Source organism: Desulfovibrio sp. 7SRBS1, assembly GCF_049723905.1.
Taxonomy (GTDB): domain Bacteria; phylum Desulfobacterota; class Desulfovibrionia; order Desulfovibrionales; family Desulfovibrionaceae.
In genome coordinates, this window is the sequence record NZ_JBJKFD010000001.1 from 3,397,248 (window position 1) to 3,417,434 (window position 20,187).

General features: G+C 59.6%; 19 protein-coding genes. 3 read left to right on the forward strand and 16 right to left on the reverse strand.

Annotated features, from left to right (window positions below; translation table 11 throughout):
* Window positions 1-48 precede the first annotated feature (48 nt).
* The 3 genes from ACI0FJ_RS15215 to ACI0FJ_RS15225 all read right to left on the reverse strand — a co-directional run bounded on the left by ACI0FJ_RS15215 (window position 49) and on the right by ACI0FJ_RS15225 (window position 2,580).
* A complete protein-coding gene (locus ACI0FJ_RS15215) occupies window positions 49-1,149 on the reverse strand; it encodes a 4Fe-4S binding protein (RefSeq protein WP_424304746.1) in 1,101 nt (366 codons plus the stop codon).
* 61 nt (window positions 1,150-1,210) lie between these two features.
* Complete coding sequence (locus ACI0FJ_RS15220) at window positions 1,211-1,501, reverse strand: CBU_0592 family membrane protein (RefSeq protein WP_424304747.1); 291 nt, start codon at window positions 1,499-1,501, stop codon at window positions 1,211-1,213.
* Between the two features lie 191 nt (window positions 1,502-1,692).
* Entirely contained in the window at window positions 1,693-2,580 is an 888-nt protein-coding gene (locus tag ACI0FJ_RS15225) for an AraC family transcriptional regulator (protein WP_424304748.1), read from the reverse strand.
* A 250-nt stretch (window positions 2,581-2,830) separates the two neighbouring features.
* Between ACI0FJ_RS15225 and ACI0FJ_RS15230 the strand changes: the two genes are divergently transcribed.
* Window positions 2,831-3,610 (forward strand): ATP-binding protein, encoded by a 780-nt coding sequence (locus ACI0FJ_RS15230; protein ID WP_424304749.1) that lies wholly within the window; start codon window positions 2,831-2,833, stop codon window positions 3,608-3,610.
* A gap of 112 nt (window positions 3,611-3,722) precedes the next feature.
* Here ACI0FJ_RS15230 and ACI0FJ_RS15235 read toward each other — a convergent pair whose 3' ends face one another.
* Together ACI0FJ_RS15235 and ACI0FJ_RS15240 are read right to left on the reverse strand one after the other, a co-directional pair.
* On the reverse strand, window positions 3,723-4,157 hold the full coding sequence (locus ACI0FJ_RS15235; RefSeq protein WP_424304750.1) for a DUF4019 domain-containing protein: 435 nt from the start codon (window positions 4,155-4,157) through the stop codon (window positions 3,723-3,725).
* 46 nt (window positions 4,158-4,203) lie between these two features.
* Window positions 4,204-5,331: a glycosyltransferase family 2 protein gene (locus ACI0FJ_RS15240; protein WP_424304751.1), complete on the reverse strand. Its 1,128-nt coding sequence runs from the start codon at window positions 5,329-5,331 to the stop codon at window positions 4,204-4,206.
* Between the two features lie 203 nt (window positions 5,332-5,534).
* Between ACI0FJ_RS15240 and ACI0FJ_RS15245 the strand changes: the two genes are divergently transcribed.
* Entirely contained in the window at window positions 5,535-5,813 is a 279-nt protein-coding gene (locus ACI0FJ_RS15245) for a DUF2325 domain-containing protein (RefSeq protein WP_424304752.1), read from the forward strand.
* A 551-nt stretch (window positions 5,814-6,364) separates the two neighbouring features.
* Window positions 6,365-6,529, forward strand: coding sequence for a hypothetical protein (locus ACI0FJ_RS15250; protein ID WP_424304753.1), 165 nt, complete (start codon window positions 6,365-6,367; stop codon window positions 6,527-6,529).
* 116 nt (window positions 6,530-6,645) lie between these two features.
* Here the strand turns inward: ACI0FJ_RS15250 and ACI0FJ_RS15255 are convergent, their stop codons facing one another.
* The 11 genes from ACI0FJ_RS15255 to ACI0FJ_RS15305 all read right to left on the reverse strand — a co-directional run bounded on the left by ACI0FJ_RS15255 (window position 6,646) and on the right by ACI0FJ_RS15305 (window position 20,185).
* Window positions 6,646-8,166: a mannose-1-phosphate guanylyltransferase/mannose-6-phosphate isomerase gene (locus tag ACI0FJ_RS15255; RefSeq protein ID WP_424304754.1), complete on the reverse strand. Its 1,521-nt coding sequence runs from the start codon at window positions 8,164-8,166 to the stop codon at window positions 6,646-6,648.
* Window positions 8,167-8,228: 62 nt separating this feature from the next.
* Window positions 8,229-8,795: a D-glycero-alpha-D-manno-heptose-1,7-bisphosphate 7-phosphatase gene (locus tag ACI0FJ_RS15260; protein ID WP_424304755.1), complete on the reverse strand. Its 567-nt coding sequence runs from the start codon at window positions 8,793-8,795 to the stop codon at window positions 8,229-8,231.
* 153 nt (window positions 8,796-8,948) lie between these two features.
* Entirely contained in the window at window positions 8,949-10,199 is a 1,251-nt protein-coding gene (locus ACI0FJ_RS15265) for a hypothetical protein (RefSeq protein ID WP_424304756.1), read from the reverse strand.
* Window positions 10,200-10,345: 146 nt separating this feature from the next.
* The gene (locus tag ACI0FJ_RS15270; RefSeq protein ID WP_424304757.1) at window positions 10,346-11,404 is read right to left on the reverse strand and encodes a protein-tyrosine phosphatase family protein; all 1,059 of its coding nucleotides are present in this window, start codon (window positions 11,402-11,404) and stop codon (window positions 10,346-10,348) included.
* Window positions 11,401-13,965: a PEP/pyruvate-binding domain-containing protein gene (locus tag ACI0FJ_RS15275; protein ID WP_424304758.1), complete on the reverse strand. Its 2,565-nt coding sequence runs from the start codon at window positions 13,963-13,965 to the stop codon at window positions 11,401-11,403. Before ACI0FJ_RS15275 ends, ACI0FJ_RS15270 begins: the two co-directional genes overlap by 4 nt.
* A gap of 3 nt (window positions 13,966-13,968) precedes the next feature.
* On the reverse strand, window positions 13,969-14,328 hold the full coding sequence (locus ACI0FJ_RS15280; protein WP_424304759.1) for a response regulator: 360 nt from the start codon (window positions 14,326-14,328) through the stop codon (window positions 13,969-13,971).
* The gene (locus ACI0FJ_RS15285; RefSeq protein ID WP_424304760.1) at window positions 14,306-16,387 is read right to left on the reverse strand and encodes an ATP-binding protein; all 2,082 of its coding nucleotides are present in this window, start codon (window positions 16,385-16,387) and stop codon (window positions 14,306-14,308) included. Before ACI0FJ_RS15285 ends, ACI0FJ_RS15280 begins: the two co-directional genes overlap by 23 nt.
* The gene (locus ACI0FJ_RS15290; protein ID WP_424304761.1) at window positions 16,384-17,310 is read right to left on the reverse strand and encodes a phosphate/phosphite/phosphonate ABC transporter substrate-binding protein; all 927 of its coding nucleotides are present in this window, start codon (window positions 17,308-17,310) and stop codon (window positions 16,384-16,386) included. Before ACI0FJ_RS15290 ends, ACI0FJ_RS15285 begins: the two co-directional genes overlap by 4 nt.
* An 18-nt stretch (window positions 17,311-17,328) precedes the next feature.
* Window positions 17,329-18,033 carry a hypothetical protein gene (locus ACI0FJ_RS15295; RefSeq protein ID WP_424304762.1) on the reverse strand — a complete coding sequence of 235 codons (705 nt, stop codon included), beginning with the start codon at window positions 18,031-18,033 and terminating at the stop codon, window positions 17,329-17,331.
* 440 nt (window positions 18,034-18,473) lie between these two features.
* Window positions 18,474-19,634 (reverse strand): sulfite exporter TauE/SafE family protein, encoded by a 1,161-nt coding sequence (locus tag ACI0FJ_RS15300; RefSeq protein WP_424304763.1) that lies wholly within the window; start codon window positions 19,632-19,634, stop codon window positions 18,474-18,476.
* 104 nt (window positions 19,635-19,738) lie between these two features.
* On the reverse strand, window positions 19,739-20,185 hold the full coding sequence (locus ACI0FJ_RS15305; protein ID WP_424304764.1) for a 4Fe-4S dicluster domain-containing protein: 447 nt from the start codon (window positions 20,183-20,185) through the stop codon (window positions 19,739-19,741).
* Between the last annotated feature and the right edge of the window lie 2 nt (window positions 20,186-20,187).

Here is a 20,187-nt window from a genome sequence, read left to right on the forward strand (position 1 = left end):
CGTTTTTGTGTCGGTCGAATTGGTGAAAAGAATTTTTGGTGGGGAGGCTCAGGCCATGCGTATGGCCCTGGCCGGGCACAGCCAGACGCAGGTACCGCACCCCGTACAGCTGTCCGCGGAGATGGAATACACGTCATCGGTGCATTCCACCGCGCCATAAACGCAGACCCGGCATTTCCCGCAGCCCACACACGTGTCCGGCGAGATGACTGCGGTTTTCGGGTGCTTGTCGATGGCCTCGAACGGCACAATGTGTGCCAGGGCCTTGCCCGTGAAGTCGCTGATGGACGAATGGCCGTGCCGTGCCATGTAGTCTGTGAGCGTGGCATTGATTTTGCCGATAAGCCCGGTGCCTTTGATGAGAATGCCGGTGCAAATCTGAAATGTGGACGCGCCCAAAAGCAGGTGCTCGATGGCGTCCTCGCCGCCCATGATGCCACCGATGCCGGAAACAGGGATGTTGACGCAAGAGGCTATGCTGGCGACATGGGCCAGGGCAATGGGCTTGATGGCCTGGCCGGAATAGCCGCCAAAGGTGGGCAGCAGGGGCATGGCGGTTTCAATATCCACGCCCAGCAGGCAGCGCACGGTGTCTATGGCGCTGATCGCATGCGCGCCGCCGGCTTCCGCGGCCCTGGCAATTTCACCAATGTCCGCAACATTGGGCGAAAGCTTGACCATGACGGGCAGCGAAGCATGGCGCACCAGCCCTTGCGTGTATTCGAAAACAAGGTCCGGGTCGGCCCCGATGATCGCGCCGCTTCGGCCGTGCGGACAGCTTATGCCCAGTTCCAGCGCATCCGCGCCGTATTCCTGAAGCTGGTCGGCAAGGTGGGCCACTTCGTCGATGGATTCCCCCATCAGGCTGGCAAAGACAACCGCCCCGGCCTCTTTTGCCTCGGCGATTTCCCTTCCCCATTCCTCCACACTGTGCTCGGTGTAGCGCTCAATGTTCTGCATGCCCTTGGCCCGCACCGCTATTCTGGGGCAGGGGTTGTGCTTTGGCTGGCGGACAATGGTTTTGGTAACAACGGCACCGGCCCCGAGGCGGGTGCATTCCGCCATGGCGGCGCCCGACCATGTGGGTGGGCCCGAAGCAACAATCAACGGGCTGTTCAACCGCATTCCAAGGAACTCTACAGACAGCATGTCCACCTTCCTTTGGCAGATTGTGACTGCCCGGCTCCCAGACATGGGAAAACGGGGCGCTTTATAAGACGACCTTGCCGATGGCGATAAGGGCGATGACGGCCCAGATGACGTTGAGCACTGCCGGTTGGTAGGCTTTTTTTCTGAAGGAAATGGCGATGATGCCGAATGCCCCGGTAAGGTTCAGCAGCTGATAGGGCAGTCCTTTGGAGTCCAGCATGCCGAGGCTGACAAAAAGATAGGCCAGCACAATGGCAGCAGTTCCATACCAGCCCACAACCTCGAACAGGAGCGCGGTTCCGCGCTTTTTCGTCTGTTCAGACGGGGCGGGGTTTTGCAGCGTGGTTCCCATACATATTCCTTTGCCGGGTACGGCGTCCGACTTCATTGTTGATGTTGGAATGAAACCTATTTGCCGCACCTTGTCAAAAGTATGTTGGGCCGGGGCGCCGGAGTGAGGTTGACGCGGGAGAAATAAACGCCCCGCCTCCCAACCATGGGAACGCGGGGCGTTTTTTCGCGGGGGAAAGTATGTCGTGGCGGTTACTTCAGCGGAATCCATATTTCGGTCAGCAGCTCTTCGGGCGTGGTCTGGGTGCAGTCGTTGAGGTACACCTCGTAGGACGGTCCGCCCTGGGCCTCGCGCCCGCTTTGCGGCAGCCACTGGCCAAAGAGTTCGGCATAGACCTTTTCCAATTGCTCGTAAGGGCCTTTGTGCAGGTACACGGCGCATTCAAAGCCGCCTATCTCCTGCAACCCCACCTGGCCTTCCGGCTCCACGGGGCGGGAAAGGGTGAGGCAGACGTCCATGCGAATTTTTTCCGGCGCAGTGATGGAAGGATCGTCGTAGCAGGCGCCGATGAAGCGGGTGTCCGGCCCGAACAATCCCTTGGGACCGGCCCAGTTGCACAGTGCCTCCCAGGCGGTGCGGCATTCGGCATAGGGGCCGGTGTGGCGGATAAAGGCGACCTGGTTTTTTTTCATCTGTTTGATCTCGACATTCATAATGGGGCCTCCTTGCGGTTTGAGCGCAATGTTTTCGGAGATGTTTTCCGGTTGAAAGTGGATTCCCGAAGGAATTTCCGGGAACCTGGGACGTGTGAACTCGTTTCTGAACGCGGACGGGGACTTGCCGAACATCTGCTTGAAGGCGCGGCTGAAGGCCTCGTGGGTTTCGTAGCCCGCGCCAAAGGCGATATCCGTTACGTTTTTTTCCGAGGCCAGCAGGCGCAGCGCGGCCCGTTCCAGCCGCAGCCTGCGGATGTGCTCCTTGAGCGTTTCTCCGACCATGCCCTTGAACACACGGTGGAAGTGCGACGGCGAATAGCCGCATATTTCGGCCAGCCTTGCCGCGTCCAGCGGGTCGTCCAGGTGCTGCTGGATAAAGAGCAGCACGTTCAGCATTTTCTGAGTATACTTGTCCTGTTGCATCGGGTGGTGATCTCCGGGGCCCCTTGGTGATCGTTCCTGCCTGAAATTGTCGGGCGCTCGCCGTGCGAACGTTATGGAGGCGACAGTAGTCGTTTTTGGAAACGGCTGCTTGATATTTTTGCTCATTTTACGCGGAGCTGGAAAAAATTGTCACGGACTTTGACTTGGGTCAAAGCACCCATCGTCCGTGTTCGGCATAAAAGGGCCGTAACGATCACGAAAGACCACGGAAGATCAGGGAGGAGAGCCCATGAATACCAGCGAAACAAAACCGATTATGCGGAAAATAATACAGATAGACGAGGAGCGCTGCGACGGCTGCGGACAATGCATCCCGTCCTGCGCCGAGGGCGCGTTGCAGATAGTGGACGGCAAGGCGCGTATCGTAAAGGACATCTATTGCGACGGCTTGGGTGCCTGCCTTGGCGCCTGCCCCCAGGACGCCCTGCACATCATCGAGCGCGAGGCCGTGCCTTTTGACGAAGAGCTTGCCATGGAACATGTGCGCACCCGTGCTGAGGGGGATACGAAAGAGAATACCTCCGCAGGTTCGGGCCGCATGGCCTGCGGCTGTCCGGGCCAGAACGTGATGGAGCTGCACCCTGCCGCAAAGGCAGCCGGAAAATCTGAAGCCGTGGTGTCCTCTCTGGGCCATTGGCCGGTGCAGATCCGGCTGGTTCCGCCCAATGCGCCGTTTCTGCGAAATGCCGATATCCTGGTGACGGCGGACTGCGCACCCGTGGCCGTGCCCGACTTCAACCCCCGTCTGGTGGACGGCAAGGTGGTCCTGCTCGGCTGTCCCAAGTTCGACGACCAGGAACTGTATCTGAACAAGTTTGTGGACCTGTTCACCAATTCGGGCATCCGCAGCGTCACGGTACTGCGCATGGAAGTGCCCTGTTGCCAGGGGCTGCCCGCCGTGGTGCGCCGTGCCGTGCAGCTGAGCGGATTTGCGGGCGAGGTCAGGGTGCTGATTGCCGGAAGGGGCGGCGAAATAAGCCAGGAGCAGGCCCCAACCAATCTTTTGTAGGGTGGATAATGGGCTGCTAAGGCCCATGGCGTTTTTGTTCTGAAGAAAACCGGCCGACGTGTGGTTCACATGTCGGCCGTTCTTTTGTTTGCAGCGGTGGGCAAAGATGGGGCTAGCGCAGCCAATATCCTTCCACGTCCCACGAGCCGGACGAGGATTGGCGCAGAACAACCTGTTCCGTATACGTGGCCTTGGCATACTCGGCCTTGTAGGCCACAAAGGCGTAGAGTCCGGCAGGTGCGCCCTGTGGGTTTTCCATCATTTGCTGGCTAAGCAGGGTCCGTGTTTTCAGCGCGCCGAGATGTTTGGCCTGCTGTTTGAGGGTCTCTATCCATTGGTCCTGGGGAATCTTCTGGCGAAAGGTCGGCCCGGCCTGCTCCCAGCTTTGGCCGTACTTTGCCTGGTCCACAAGGTCTATCCAATGCGAGGCCACGGCGGTAATGGCCGGGTCTGGATCGGCCGCATCCGTTTGGGTGGCATTGGCTTGGGCCAGGGCCAGACAGGGGAAGAGCACGAGGGTGAGCAGTAAAAGGGAACAGGTGCGCATGATGTTTCTCCTTTAGTGTACGTTGGGCCAGCCGCTCATTCAGCTGCTACCCCATTCGTTGTGCCGCGCGTTTTTCCAGCTCGCGCAGGCGGCACCGCGCACCGCGCGACATGGGGTTGAACAGGGCCTTTATGCGGCGGCGCAGGGTGTGGAAACCGCTGTCCTTGTCCACGGAATGCTTTTTCAGGCCGCGCTCGTGCCAGGCAGCCATGTGGTTGGTTACGGCCTCGGCGTCCTGGGCAATGAGGTCATGGGCCATGGGCAGAAAATCCTCGTTCACGGAAAGTTCGGGCGCCAGGAAGTCGGCCTCGAACCAGGCCGGGTCCAGCCCCTTGAATATTTGCAGGCTCAGTTCCCGGCAGCGGATAAACCACGGGTCTTCCGGGCCGCTCAGCTTGGGCGTGATGACCTTGATGTCGCGGAAATAGTTTTCATTGAGGTATTTGATGAGCGGCTTGATCTGCCCGGCCCCCAGCAAAATGCGCTTGGCTTCCAGAAAATGAGCGATCTGGTGGTCGATTTCCGTTTCCAGCGTGGCGGCCGCGCTTTTGTGGTCCTGCCGGAAATAATAGACGAAGTCCGGGCATTGGGAAAAGCTGTCCACGTGGGCGAGCATCTCGAACATGAAGCAGACGTCCTGCCCCAGCTTGTAGGGCGGGTGGGCATAGGCGCGCTCTTCTACAAACGAGCGGCGTAAAATCCAGCGCCAGGCCACCTTGCTTTTCCAGTAGCGGGGATTGGCAAAGGTGGTGCGCGATATGGCCGGATGGTGAAAGTAGCGCCGGGTGTTGAACGTGGTGGTGGAAAAGACCACGGCATTGCCGCAGACCATGTCCACCTTGTCGCGTTCAGCCGTTTCCAGCATCACGCGGGCCATGTCCGCATCCAGAAAGTCGTCCGCATCCAGCCAAAAAAGAAATTCCCCGTTCGCCGCATCCTGGCCGGTCTGCCTGGCCTTTCCCGAGCCCTGGTTTGCCTGGTGTATGGCCTTTACCCGGCTGTCGGCCCTGGCGTAGGCATCGGCTATTTCCCCGGTGCGGTCGGTGGAGCCGTCGTTGACCACGATGACCTCGATATCCTTGCGCGTCTGCCACAGGCACGATTCGAGCGCGGCAGGCAGCCAGGGCTGCATGTTGTAGCTGGGAACGATGATGCTGAGTGCTGGGTGAGACATTTTTTTCCTGGTGAAGCGTTGGTGTGACCGGGCCTGTGGAACGGTTGGAGAGTAGCAGGAGGCTGTTTGCGGGAAAAGAGGAAAAAAGTTTTCAAACTATGTTGACATTGATAATCGTTTTCAATAAATACTGAAACAACAGAGCGATTCGGCATTGGCCGACTGGCTCGCCAAACCAAAGAGGGAAGTTTCAGGAGGAAATCATGTGTGGAGCACTCATCGGTGGAATGGACAGGCTGAAAAGGGAATACATTGATACGGCCAAACGGCACGGAGTTGAGCTCAAAGTGTTCACTGGCAAGGAAAACAAAATCCACGGCAAGCTCGGCAACCCCAATTTTCTCATCATGTTCACCAACAAAGTTTCGCACGAAGCCCGCCGCAGCGTGATGAGTCACGCCAAGTCCCAGAGAATTCCCGTATACATGATGCATTCCTGTGGTGTGTCGAGTCTCGACAATTGCCTCAAGGAACAAGTTTAATCCTTTGGCTGCTGAAAAAGGCACGCTGGCGGCGTTGCTGCAAAATTTTTAACCCCTCGCGTATGGAAGAATACGCTTCGGTGTTTAAAATTTCTCGCGCCTTGCCCCCGCACCTTTTTGAGCAGCCCGCGACGTTGGGCAGGGAAGAACAGCCCGTGAAGTTGGGCAGGGAAGAAGGTCCTTGCGAAGGTCGGTAGAGAAGGAAGGCCCGCAACGTTGGGCAGGGAAGAAGATCCCTGCGAAGGTCGGTAGAGAAGGAAGGCCTGCGACGTTGGGCAGGGAAGAAGATCCCTGCGAAGGTCGGTAGGTCTAAGCAGCCTAAGAAGTTGGGCAGGCTTGAAGAGCCCGACAACCGAATGTGTGAAGGAGCTATTGAATGTATGGGCCCCAAGGTGTGTGCCATGTTTGGACGGACAGCAGGGGGGTTGTCCGAACAATCTGCGGGACCAGCCCTTGGAAGAAATTTCGGCTTTTCAAAGGTGTCAGGCGTTTGCAATTTTTATCCTGCCCCGCGTTTGGTGGCGCGGCAGGCAGAGCAAAGGGGAGCGGCTATGACCAACAATTCCAGTGCATCCATTTCTTCGCTGCACAAAAAATACTTTTTGCGTAGTGCCTTTTCCGGCTGGGCTGGCGAGGACAAATCGCATCATGTGGCGGATAAAAATGGAAACGAGGCAATGAGCAAGCGCCCAGCAGACAAGTCGGCAGGCTGCTGAAAACAGCAGGCTGGCGGCATCAGCTTTCAAAACATAGGCCCCTTGCGGAGAATCTCCTCCGCAAGGGGCCTATGTTTTGGTGGTGGCCGGAAACGGCCGATGTGCGAAAAAGAGGGCTAAACCTTGGAATCGCGTCCGTACACGTCTTCCAGCCGGACAATGTCGTCCTCGCCCAGGTAGCCGCCGGTCTGGATTTCAATAATTTCCAGCGGAATCTTGCCGGGGTTTTCCAGCCTGTGCACGTTGCCCAGGGGGATGTAGGTGGACTGGTCCTCGGTAAGCAGAAATTCCTTGTCGCCGTTGGTCACCTTGGCTGTGCCGCTCACCACTATCCAATGTTCGGAGCGGTGGTGGTGCATCTGCAACGAGAGCACCTGCCCGGGCTTGACCGTTAGCCGTTTGACCTGGAAGCGGTTTTCAATGTCGATGCTTTCAAACGATCCCCACGGCCTGTAGACCTTGCTGTGCACCTCGGCTTCGGACCGTCCCATGCTTTTCAGCCGCGTGGAAACGGCCTTGACCTGCTGGGCCTTGTCCTTGTCCGCCACCAGAATGGCGTCGGGCGTTTCAATCACGATCATGTTGCGCAGCCCCACGGCGGCCAGCAGACGTTTTTCCGCGTGCAGATAGCAGTCCTGCGTATCTTCGGTAAGCACGTCGCCCAGCAGCACGTTGCCCTGTCCGTCCTTTTCCCCGGCATCGTACAGGGAACTCCACGAGCCCAGGTCGCTCCAGCTGGTCTGCAAGGGCACCATGGCGCCCCTGTCCGTCTTTTCCATCACGGCGTAGTCCACGGAATTGGCCGGGCTGGCCTTGAAAAGCTGCTCGTCCAGGCGGATGAAGTCCAGGTCCTCGTAGCGTTGTTCCACGGTCTTGCGGCAGGCCTCCAGCATGTCCGGGGCATGTTTTGCCAGTTCTTCCAAAAACGTCCCGGCACGAAACAGGAACATGCCGCTGTTCCAATAGTAGTTTCCCTGTTCCAGATAGGATTCGGCGGTCTTCCGGTCGGGTTTTTCCACAAACGAGGCCACGCGAAAACCTTCCTCCACCGCGTCGCCCTTGCGGATGTAGCCGTACCCCGTCTCCGGGGTGGTGGGGGCGACTCCGAAGGTCACCAGCAGGTTCTTTGCGGCCAGCTTTTCCGCCTGGCGCACGGCTTCGTGAAAGGCGGCGTTGTCCTGGATGACGTGGTCGGCGGGCATAACCAGCAGCATGTCGTCCGGGGCGCTGAGCATGGCGCTGATGGTCACGGCCGGGGCCGTGTCGCGTCCCGCGGGTTCCAGCACAATGTCGCCCTGCATGTGGATAACCTGCAACTGTTCGGCCACGATGAAGCGGTGGTCGTTGCTGCAGATGATCAGTGGCGGCAGGGTGTTTTCCAGGTCGCGGATGCGTTCCGCGGTTTGTTGAAAAAGCGTGGTCTTGCCGCCCACGCCGAGATACTGCTTGGGATATTGTTCGCGCGACAGCGGCCAGAGCCTGCTGCCTTTGCCGCCGCTGAGGATGACTGGCTTGATCATGCTGTGTTCCTTTTCGAAAAAGACGTTGTTTGCCTGCGCTCCGTCCGGCGGAGCAACGCTGAAAAAATACCATCGTTGGCTGCCGCGGACAACAGCGATGGCTCGGAAATTCTGCACTGGCCATTCGGGCCATTCGGGCCGGTCAGACTGGTCGGGCCATTCGGGCCATTCGAGCTAGTTCAGCCCTTTGGGGCCAGGGCGCAAATCCACTCCGCAGCCTGCCCCAGGTCGTCGGCCACATAATCGGGCGCGCAGGCGTTGGCCGCTTCCTGTTTTGCGCCGTACCCGGTGCGTACCAGCACGGTGCGCAGGCCGCACTTGCGCCCGAAAGCCACGTCACAGGCCTTGTCGCCCACCATGAAGCTTTGTTCCGGGACCATGCCGTAGTGTTGCATGGCCTGGTTGCCCATGCCGGGCAGGGGCTTGCGGCAGTCGCACCCGGTTTCGCCGGGCTTTGGCGGCGCATGCGGGCAGAACAGAAAACCGTCCAGCACAACGCCCTGGGCGCGCAGAATCTCCTCCAGACGGGCGTGCACGGCGTGCATGGCCTCCTGGGTAAAGTACCCCCGCCCAATGCCGGATTGGTTGGTCACCACCAGCAGGCCGAAGCCGCTTTCCCGCAGTTTGCGCAGGCCCAAGGCCGCACCGGGCAGCAGCTCCACCCCGTCGGGGTCGGACAGGTAGTGCCTGTCGTGGATAATGGTTCCGTCGCGGTCCAGCAGAACGAAGGCGTGGCGTGAAGACATGAAGGCCCCTGTTTGAGTGTGTCCGGAGGTCTTGAACGCCGGGAGTATAGGGCGGGGAGGAAGTGCTGGCAAGGCCTGCGGCGGGTCGGGGCTGTGGCGGGTCTGGGCGGAGATGGGGCCGGGTTGTGGCCGGGGGAGCGGAGCTTTGGGAAGCTACACCGCCATGGCGCGAGCGTGGATGGCGGCGGTGATTTTGTTGACGGTTTTTTCCGGCAGGTATTGGCGGTTCTGGTCCACATAGGCAAGCCAAGCTTTGACAAGCAGCCCCATGTGGCAGGAGGAAAAGGGGGCTACGGCTGGCCGGTCGGACGTGCTGAGGATCTTATTGACCTTGCGGATGAAAAACATGCGCCGGGTTTCGCTTTCCAGCCCCATTAGAATGTACAGGACAAAGCGCGCCAGAAACTGGACGACCTGTTCGTCCTTGTAAAATGTTTGCAGCATGGCCCTGCCTGGCTTGTCCGTGCCGCAGAATCCGGTCATGGAGGTAAGGAATTTCGCGTTGACGCGCCGGTATTTTTCTTCGCCGAAAACCAGGGCCTTGAGCACACACAAAATGGGGCCGCAGTATTCGCGAGGGAAAAGAACCGCTCCGGCCGGAAGTTCGTCGTTGCATCCGGCAATGTGGTAGCAGAGGTCCAGCGGGTACAGCAGGCCGCGTCCGAACGGGTCCACAATGCGGTAGCAGGTGGGCGGACAGGCCGAGGCTTCCTTGGGGAGCGGTTTCCCGTGGCCCGGCGTGTTGCCCGCAAGAAGATCACCGGACGCGAACAAATCACCTGGCAGGGGGATGTTGCCCAGGTTGCTGCGGTGCTTGCCGTAAAAGTCCACAAGGGTGGTGTTGAGCTGGTGAAAATGGCTGGCCGCGCGTTGGGACATGTCCTTGCAGAAGTCCGCTCCGGCCCGTCTGACCAGCTTGTCCTTGGCCGTGTCCTTGCTGCGGGCCGTGAAAAACGGAGCCGAGTGGCGGATGAAGGCCTTTTCCAGCTCGCAGCCGAGGTAGTGGCAAGCTTCCTTCATGGAAGTGGAAGCCCGGCGTACGGCCTGGTCCGGGGGCAGGTTTTCCCTGAACACGTTCTGGCAGATGAAAAGCTTTTTTTTGACGATAACGTTTCTGCCTGCTCCGGCAGCCTCTTCCTTGAAGCCGCCGCACAGGTCGTTGACCGTGTTGCTGTCCAGGGGGATGCCCTGTTCCGAGGCCAGACGGCACAGATAAAAACGAAAGCGCGTGGCGGCCATGGAGGTGACTGCCTCGTGCGTGGTGCTGATTGCGAGTTTGAGCTTGAGAACGTCGGCCTGTGGTGGCCGCTGCTCGTCGGATGCCATGGTCTGCTCCGCCGCTAGGCTGGTGGTATGGGAAATTCGGAAAGGCCCGACACTATTTTTCCCGGGTGACATTTGCATGGCGATTCTCTTGAAAATCTGGGGCGATAGGATGCGTGGAGCGTCTGGCCGGGCAGAGACGGAACAAACAAACCGCGCGGCCTTGGCAGGCGGCCCGACGACATCAGAAGGGAAAACAGGGAAAGAAGGGAAAGCAGGGGGAAGAGCTATCTGCGTCCGTGGGTGAGCAGCACGTGGAAAAATTCCTGCACATAGCGGCCGGAAACCACGTCCGGCAGGGTAAAGTGCAATCCTTCCTTGGGTACGAAAATTCCGGCAAAGGCCATGAGCACGTCGTTGGACAGAACATCCAGGGCGGGGCTGGCCAGTTCGTTCCACAGCCGTTCCGAAATGTCGTAGTCCGCATCGTGCAGGCGGCATTGCAGCGGGCGGAAGTCGTACAGCGAACATTGGCCGTAGGAAAGCAGGGGACATTCGCCTCCGGCTGCGGAAAGACAGGCGTCGGTGTCGGCCAGCCCCTGGTCCCTCCTGGCCCTGTTCTCGTGGCGGATGCGCTCCATGGCCCGTTCCATCAGCACCTGACGTTCGGGACTGGCCAGGGTCAGGTTGATCTTGTGGGTCAGGTAGACCGCTTCGACCAGCACCAGGCTGACCGGCGTGGTGCAGCAGCGGGAATGGTCGCGGCCGCAGCGCGGCTGGTCCCAATGCAGTCCGGCCTCGTACTCTACATGTTTTACAAGCACTTCATAGTCTTCGAAAAAAGGGGAGAGGTCCACGGCGCAATGGTTTTCCAGGGACGGCTCGCGGATGGTCAGCCGTGGGGAGCTGCGTCCGTATTTGCGCACGGCCCACCACTGCCTGAAATTGGCGGGCTTGGCCTTGAGGTTGCGCATGGTGCGCGAGGAGAGCTTGTGCCCCATGCCCCGGCGCAGCAGATAGGCGTTGAGCACCGTGCCGGTGCGCCCAATGCCGTGGCGACAGTGGATGAGCACCTTCTTGCCCAGATAGATGGCCTCGTCCAGCCATTCCAGGGCTTTTTCCAGGGCCGCCGGGTCCGGGGCCTCCTCGTCGGCCACAGGCAGGTAGTAGACCTCGAACCCTTCCTCGGCTTCTATCTCGTGCAGTTCGCAGAATTCCCCGCACAAGTTGAGAATGCAGGTGATGCCCTGTTCGCGCAGGGATTCCAGCTGCGCTAAGGACATGGGCGCGTGGCCCACGGCCAGCTGGTCCGAAACCCAGGTGGGTGTGTAGGCCGGGCCGTTCATTGCCGGTTCCCTTCTTCCGCCCGCTGCACAAAGTCGCGGGCCATGCGTTCAATGTCGGAATCGTCGCCCAGCCCCATGTCCATCAGCCGGGTCACGGCAAGCAGCCTTCCGACCACCACCAAACGTCTTTGCGTATCCTTTTCCGATGCGCGGATGAAATTCGCGTCCAACATATCGCCACGCGTCTTGGTGGTGAAATCGAAGGCCTCGAGCACCGCCCGAATGAAGCGCAGACGCAAAAGACGCTGTTCCGGCAGTCCACCGCCCCCCTTGAACCGGAAATTGACGTAGTTTTGGGCGGAAGTTGGGCTGCAAACGGAATCCACCTGGCTGAAATGGTAGCCGAAACGGATCATCAGGTGCAGGTAGGATTCGGACAGCACGGCGTAACTGGCCAGCAGCTTGGACTTGGGGTCGAAAATGCCGCCGCTGATGCGGTCGAACTCATCCCAGTCGAAATGGGGAAGATTGGCGGACCAGTTGGCTTCCTGGCAGGAAAGCCCCCACCACAGCGACCACATGGGCGCACTGCGGATATCCTCGGGCGTGGCGATTTTGGGATCGGACGCGGCCGGGAAGAGCCCGTCGCCGAGGTCCAGCAGATACAGGGAGATGGGCAGTCCGGATTCCAGCCTGCGCGCGCCGGAAAGTCCGCGTCCGCCCTTGCCCACCAGGGAGAACATCTCGCGCACGCTCATCTCGTGGCAGTAGCGGACAAAGTCGTGCATGGACCGGCAGTGCTTGGGCGAAAATTCCGGGGCTTCCGGGTCGGTGAGGTTGAGCCGGGAAATCATGTCCATAAAGGCGTCCATGCGCCGGGCAAGGCTGCTGCGTTCTCGCCGTTCCTGGGCTTTCAGGCCCTGGGGAAGAATGTTTCCGCTCCATACCGAGGCCTCGCGTCCGCTGGTGGGCGGGGGCGCATAGACCGTCACTTCCTCGCCAGAGGGAAGCTTGTCAAAGACGTCCTTTACCCCGCCGATGACGGGCAGGCCGAACTCGCGGGCAATGGCCGCAAAGTGACTGGCCCGGCCTCCGGCCGCCGCAACCACGGCAGCCGCCTTTTCCACCACCCTTGCCAGGGAGGGCGTCAGGGTGCGCACGGCCACGATGGCGCCTTCGGGCACGTCTGCCGCGTTGAGCACGGCGCGGGCATGAACAACCGGACCGCTGGCCCATCCGGAGGAAAGGCACTGGCCCGTACACAAGGGGGCCTCGCCTTCAGGCGGCTGAAACGTGTCGTCCGAGGGGGTGGGCGAAGGCGTGCGCGATGGCGGGCAGATGCGGTTCTGCAGCAGATACAGCTGGTCGTCCCGGTCCATGGCCCATTCTATTTCCCGTTCGCCGCCAAGCTCCCGTTCCATGCTCAGGGCCAGGGAGGCGACGCGGGCCGCCTGGTCCGGGCGCAGCAGCGGACGGGTGACGGCCTCCACGCTGCAGGCCTCTTTGCGCAGCTGGGGCTTTTCCGGCCTATCCGATGATTGGGGGCGGGTCAGGCGGAAAATCTGGGGGTCCACCTCGCCGGAAACCAGGGCGGCACCCGGCCCTTCCACCACGTGCACTCCGGCATAGCCCTGATTCTGGGTGGGGGTTTGCCGGTCCGGGTCCAGGGAGTAGGCCACGCCCGCTCTGACCGCATCCACCATGGGCATCATAAGCACGGCCATGGGGGCTTCAAAATCGGGCAGGCCGTGCAGCATCCGGTAGGTGAGGGCCTTGGGCGCGTACTTTCCGGCAATGACCTTGCGGTAGGCGGCTTCGGCATTTTCCGGGGGCACAAAAAGCATGCTTTCGTATTGCCCGGCAAAGGATATTTCGCCGTCCTCGCCCACTGCGCTGCTGCGCAGAGCCAGCATGCCGTGCGGCCCGGCCAGCTCGTGGGCATTGCGCCGGATTTCCGCGGCAACCTCGGCCGGGATTTCGCCCTTCACAATCCGGGTGCGGATTTCCGCGGCCAGCTCGGAGAGCTTTTCCGGGTCGTCCAGGGTAATGCGCTGCAAGCGCCGGTTTATGGCCCGCCGCAGGGAGTTGTTTTCCAGAAAATAGTTGAAGGCGTTGGAGGTGACCACCACGCAGGGCGGCGTTTGTACGCCGTCTATGTGCATGGCGCGCACCAGATTGGCGGCCTTGCCGCCTACAAGGGACTCGTTGGCGGCCTCGTTGGCGGATTCATTGCCGGGGCTGTCTGCCGCCGGGGCCAGTGGATGCAGGGGCAGCACATAGGGCGGGGAAAAGGCCGGTTCGGGCGGAGCCGCCTTGAGCTGGAGGTAAAAGTCGATCTTCTTGAAATACTCGGGCAGCCCCATGTGGCGCACGGGGTGCATCTGGACCAGCAAATCCACCAGGGTGCCGGTGGTTCTGCGCAGGCGGCGCACTAGCCAGGCCACCCGTTCCCAGTCCGCGTGTTCGTAGCCGTAGCGGATTTCCTCAAGGTCGGCGATGAGATCCAGGCACATGGCGTCATAGCGCAACAACCTTTGGAACGCCTCGTACTTGCTGCGCAGCAAGGTGCCGGGCGCAAAGGCGGCGTAGGTCCAATGACGCAATAGTTCCCGGAATGCCATGGTTCAGCCCGCCAGAACTTCTTCGACTTTCTGCTCCAGCTCGTCCTTGTCTATGGGTTTGACGCAGTATTCGTCTGCGCCCAACCGTACGGACTCCCTGGCCGTTTCCAGGGTGGGGTAGCCGGTAAGCATGATGACCCGAATGTTCTCGTTGATATTCTTGAGTTCCTCAAGCACTTCCACGCCGGTCATGCGCTTGAGCTTGATATCCAGAATGGCCAGGTCCACGGTGTGGGTACGTGCGTGTTCCAGAGCCTCTTCTTCTTCGGTAAAGGGCGTTACGCTGTGGCCCTTGCGTTCCAGAATGCGCTTGATGAGAATGCCGGCATCGGTAACATCGTCAACAACTAGAATGTTTGCCATGTGATCTCTCCTTGAACTGGTCCGAGTCGCTGAGACAGCTTGGCGGGTGCATGGGCAGCACGATGTGGAAGGCCGTCCCCGTGGTCTGCTCGGTGAAAAATTCCGGCCTGTACTTGGGTGGCACCGGACTCTGCACCTCGATGCGTCCGCCGTGTGCCTTGATGATACCAAACGAAACGGACAGGCCCAACCCCGTTCCCTTGCCCACGGGTTTGGTGCTGAAAAACGGATCAAATATCTTGTCCAGGTCGTCGGTGGGGATGCCGGTGCCCGAGTCCACGATCATAATGACCTGCTTGTCGCCTATTTCGCACAGCCGTGTCTGCACAAATATGGTTCCGCCCGCTGGCATGGCGTCGCGGGAGTTGGTCAGCAGGTTCAGCCATACCTGCTTGAGCTTTTCGCGGTCGCCCACCATGTAGGGCATGTCTTCGGTAAGGTCCACCTGGATGTCTATATTGTCCAGGGAAAAGGAATGGCGCACCAGGGATATGACTTCCATGACCGCGTGGGAAAGGTCCATCTGCTCCAGACGGCTTTCGGACTGGCGGGAAAAACCCAGCAGGTCGGCCACGATCTTCCGGCAGACCTTGGTCTGCTTTTCAATGATCTGGATGTCCTTGTACATCTGGCTTTCCTGGTCCACATCTTCGAGCATGAGCTGGGCATAGCCCAGGATGATGCCCAGCGGCGTGTTGATTTCATGGGCCACGCCGCCTGCCAGCTTGCCCATGGATTCCATCTTCTGCGACTGGATGAGCTGCTCCTGGAAGTTCTTGATTTCGCTGACGTCGCGGGCGGTCTGGAGAATGCCCACCAGCTCGTTATCGTGGTTGAACACGGGCACGCGCACCACATGAAACCAACGCGGTCCCATGCCGGTGAGCATGTGGGCTTCCTGGTGCGTGCGGCGGCGAGTTTTGATAACGCGCATGTTTTCCTGCAGCCGCGCATCGGCTTCATCGGGAAGAAAAAGTTCCTCATCCGTGCTGCCCACCACCATGTGCAGGGGTTTTCCCACGAATTCCACAAAGGCGCGGTTCACGGCCTGGTACCGGAGTCCTCGGTCCTGCATGCTGACGAAATCAGGTATCACGTCCAGCACGGTGCGCATCAGCCGCTGTTGGTCCATCAGGTTGGTTTCGGCCTGTTTCAATTCCTCGATGTGGCTCTTGAGTGAAAGCGCCATCACGTCGAAGGCCTCGGCCAGGTCCTGAATCTCGTCGCCCCGGTTTTCCCGGTACACGGCGCAGTCGCCGCAGCTGTCCACCTTGCCGGGGAATTGTTCGTCCGCACAGTCCGGGCACATGGTTCCGGCCAGGTGCCAGCACCGCCTTCGCGTTTCCCCGTAGGCCGGGCACTCCTTGAGCCCGCAGTTCATAATGTCCCAGCAGTTGCGGGACAGTTTGGGGCCGGTCTGCAGGTCCAGATTGCCCTTGATGACCTCTACCGCGTAGTCGCGCAGGGTGTTGATGCGCCGGGAGACGCGGGTGCCGAAAATGGCGCTGAGAATGACGGCGGCGGCCAGCGCGCCCCCGGAAATTCCGGCCACGGCCATGACCAGACGGGAGACCGTGCGTTGGGCCTTGTCGCGGGATATGCCTATGCGCACCAGCCCGAACATCCTGCCGCCTATGAGTATGGGCGCGGCCACGTCGTAGATGGTGCCCTGTCCGGTATCCAGCAGCTGGATATGCGGCTGGTTGCCCTTGGGCGGGTTGGCCTTGATGAGCTCCACGGGAAAGCCACCGTGGTAGGTGTGCACCAGAACCTGCCCTTCCTCGTCCTGGACAAAGGCGTATTCGGCCTCGTCGTCAACAACAATGGCCTCGTCCACCATGTTCTTGAGGCGTAGCAGGTCCATGGCAAGCAGGGGGTCGGCGGCGCGTACCGCCATGTTTTCGGCCAGTATCAAGCCGCGTTTGCGGGTCTCGGCCATAAGCGAGTCCGCGGCCATGCGGCTGATGAATACGGAAAGAGTGACGGCCGTAAGCACAACAATGGCGCACAGCCCGGTGATGATTTTGGTGCGAAAGCGCATATGAGCAAGCATTTTCATTGGTCGCCTCCGGAGAGGCCGAGTTTGGCGGCAAGGTCACGTACTGGATCGTAGTCCGCGTTATCGGCGGGGATGACACCCCGTATGCCAGCGGTTTCCAAGATGTTTTTTTCCACGGGGTCGTCCATGGAAAGGGCAAAAAGCGCTTTGGCAATGCGGTCTACCACTGCCTGGTCCAGCCCCTTGCGCGCAGCGTACACCCATCCGGGATAGGACCGGGTTTGGGTCAGCACGCGGATGTTTTTCATCTCTATCTTGTTTTTAACGATATCCAAAGTGCCGGTGCGGATGGAGCCGATGTCGAATTTTCCCGCGTGCACGGCCAGAACGACTTTTTCCTGTTTGCCGCCCGGCCCCGGAGCAAAGGCGATTTCGGAAAAATCATGCGGGAGCAGGTCATGGTCGTGGAACAGGCCCAGGGCAAAGAGATAGCCGCCCGCCGAAGACGGGTCCACGGCAATCCAGCGTTTGCCCCGGCAGTCGTCCAGGGTGCGGATGGAGGTGTTGTCCGAGCGGCAGATGATTTGCCCGCTGAAACTGGGGCTGCCCGAAGGCTCCACCACCCGGGCAAAGGCACGCGCGCCCAGACGGGCTATCTGTATGTAGATAAAGGGGTTGGAAAACGAAATGTCGATTTCCCCGCGTTCTATCATCTTGACGTGCTCGTCAAACGTATCCGGAAAAACCTGGCGCATGGGAATGCCCGTGGCCTGCTGCAGATAGGCCACCATGCGGTTGTGGCGGCGGTAGGAAACCGTGTGCGAATATTGGGGCAGGTAGGCGTAGGTAAGGGCGTTGGAACGGGGCGAGGCAATCAGGACTTTTCGCTTGGAAAGGTCCACCCGGAGTGCATCTTCATCATTGCCACAGGCCGCAGCCAGCCCAAAGGCAAGTATAAAGAGTATAAACAACAGCCTGCGCACCGGTTTCTCCTTTGGAAATCAGTTGGTTTCGGGATTCGTTTCCTTGCCCGTCTCTCCCCCTCCATCTGTCGCGCCCTTTGTGTCTGTCGCATCTTTTGCGTTCGGGCTGTCCTGCGGCGTGTCGACGTTGTCGTCGGATTTTGAGGCGGCTACAGGACCGGCGTTGACTTCTCCCCAGCCTATCATGCGCTCCTTTCCTCTGCCAGTCTGGCGTTGCAGCTCTGCCACGGGGCCGAAAAACGGAAGGCGGCCCTTGATGCGGGAAAAGAGTATGCGCTCGATGATGTACAACAGGATGAGGAAAAAAGGATAGCCCATGGCCCAGTCCAGGCCGGGAACAACAGGGATGTCTATTGTGCCGAACCGTTCGGCCAGCCATGCCAGGGCAAAGGGCACGGGCCAGAGGGAGACGGCAAAAAGCGCGGCCTGGGCAAAAAACGCCTTGCCGAAATGTTCGTTGGCAAAGGAGTTGGCCGCCTTGTAGCTCTTTTTGTCTTTTGCCTGAATGGCTCGGACCGAAAGATTGTGCATGCGGACCATTTCGTTGGTCTGCTCAGCGTAGTGCTCGCGGTTCCAGAGGAAGATGGCACCCATGCTGAGTTCGCCGAGCAGGACGCACCAGATGGCAAGGACTGCGGTGCCGAGCCAGAAACCGGCCAGGCCGGGCAGGAGTCTATAGGGCCAAATGAGGAAATAGTCTAAGTAGATGTAGTATTGTTCCATAGTGGGTTGTGCTTTAGGCCGCGCGATTTTCGCCTTCCGCGGCGTTGTTGGTATTTTGGCAAAGAGGGGCCGTAGGTTTAACTACTGTCCCCCCTTTGCAAAAACACCAACGCCTTGCGGAAAACGAAACTTACACGGCCTTCGGGATTGTATTTTACAAGTTGGGATGGGGGCCCTTCGGGAAAGTATTTTACAAGTTGGAAGGGGCCCATGATGCTCCCCTGGAAAAATAGGGTCTTGGGGGAGTAGCACCATACATAGGGTAACTTTTATCTACGATATTTGGGAGTAAAAGTTGAGGGCGTCAGCCCGTGCCTGGCGTGTTTATGGATCAATACAGTAAAAATTAAAAGTTTTGGGAAAAGGGGGTCCGGGGGGAATAACCTTTTTGAAAAAAGGTTTTCCCCCCGGCTCCCATTATTGCAATGAAGCTGACCGACTTAGAACGGAGGCACTATGCTGTAACCGAGGAAGCCCTTGGTTGCGTAGCGGAGGCCGACGTACAGAGCCAGTACGATGAACAGGCGCTTGAGCCAGATGTCCGGTATGTACTTGGAGGTACGGGGTCCGATGAACGAGCCGACGATGATGCCGAGCAGTTCAACGCCGATGAGCGGCCAGAACACGGGAGTGTCCTTGATGACCATGTAGGAGAAGATGGAGGTGATCATGCCCACCAGAACGGCCATGGCCGAGGTGCCAGCCACCAGGTACATGGGCAGTCCGGCAACGCTGGTCAGGAAGGGAACCAGCAGGAAGCCGCCGCCGACGCCGAGGAAGGAGGCCAGTGCAGCGATGAAGAAGCCGCCGATAACCGGGATAATGGGGTTGAAGGAGAATTCCACGCCGAAGAAGGTGAAGACGACGCGGCGAAGGCTGAAGCTGACGACCTTGACGCCCTGGTCGGCGGTGGCGGCAGCCTGTCCGCCTTCGCGTTCGGCCTTGATGGAGGCTTCGAAGGCGCGTGCGGCTTCTTTGGCGGACTTTTTCTTGGACTGTCCGGCCGGGGTGGTTTCATAAAAGAGGTAGCAGCCCAGGAACAGGACGAAGAGTCCGAAGTAGCCCAGGTATGCCTTGAGGGAAACCTTGCCAGCGGTGAGCCAGGGCACCAGGTAGGAACCGGCGATGGAGCCCACGGCCAGGGCCAGGGCAAGCGGCAGGACCAGGCGTCCCATTTTGTAGTAGTTGAAGGACGATATACCCGCGCTGGTACCGACCAACCACTGGTTGGACACGCGGATGGAGTCGGTTACCAGCTTGTTCATTACGGGCGAGGTCTTTTTGAAGCTGCCCGCGTAGTTGGCGAAGCCGTAGATGGTGATGTGTCCCACGCCGGCCATGATGCCGCCGAAGGCGCCTACTGTGGAGAAAATCCAGCCGACCCAGATGGCCCAGAAGAAACCGATGACCAGGTTGATGGAGGGCGCACCGGCTATTCCCAGGTATCCGGTTTTTGCGGCCTCGTTGATCATGCCGGGTTCCGTACCCTTGGGCGTGGCGTTAATGGCATCCTGGAGCCTGTCCGCCAAGGCGGGCTGGGTCCAGATGCAGAGCACGGCCGCGAGTACGACCAGCCCCAGAATCACATGGTTCTTTTTCATGTCTCCTCCTCTGTCCGTTGGTGTAAAAAAGTATTGTTTGGTGTCCGCTCTCAAAGCTTTTCCGGGTGGGGACACGGTCCCTTCCCTGTCCTTTCCCAGTGCGCTCAGGGCCTGACGAAGACCAGAGCCTTTGCCGTACAGCCGGTCACGCAGGCCGGGTCGAGCCCGGCATCCACACGGTCCACGCAGAAATCGCACTTGGCCATTTTGCCCGTATCGGGACGGATAACGGGCACGCTCCAGGGGCAGGCTTCAATACACTGGCCGCAGGCGTCGCAAAGTTCGGTCCTTACCAGGACCAGCTTGTCGGGCTCGCGGATGTAAATTGCCTGGTTGGGGCAGGCGTCCACACATTGCGGCTTTTTACAATGCATGCAGGGTTGGTACTTGAAGGCGATATGGGGCTTTCCGTCCTTGTCCACCAGACCGGAGGAAATAATTTTGTTATACTGGACGCCAACAGGCACGCTGTTTTTGAGCTTGCAGTGCACCTCGCAGGCATGGCAGCCGATGCAGCGTTTTTTATCCAGTTTGATCCTGTAATCGCTCATGT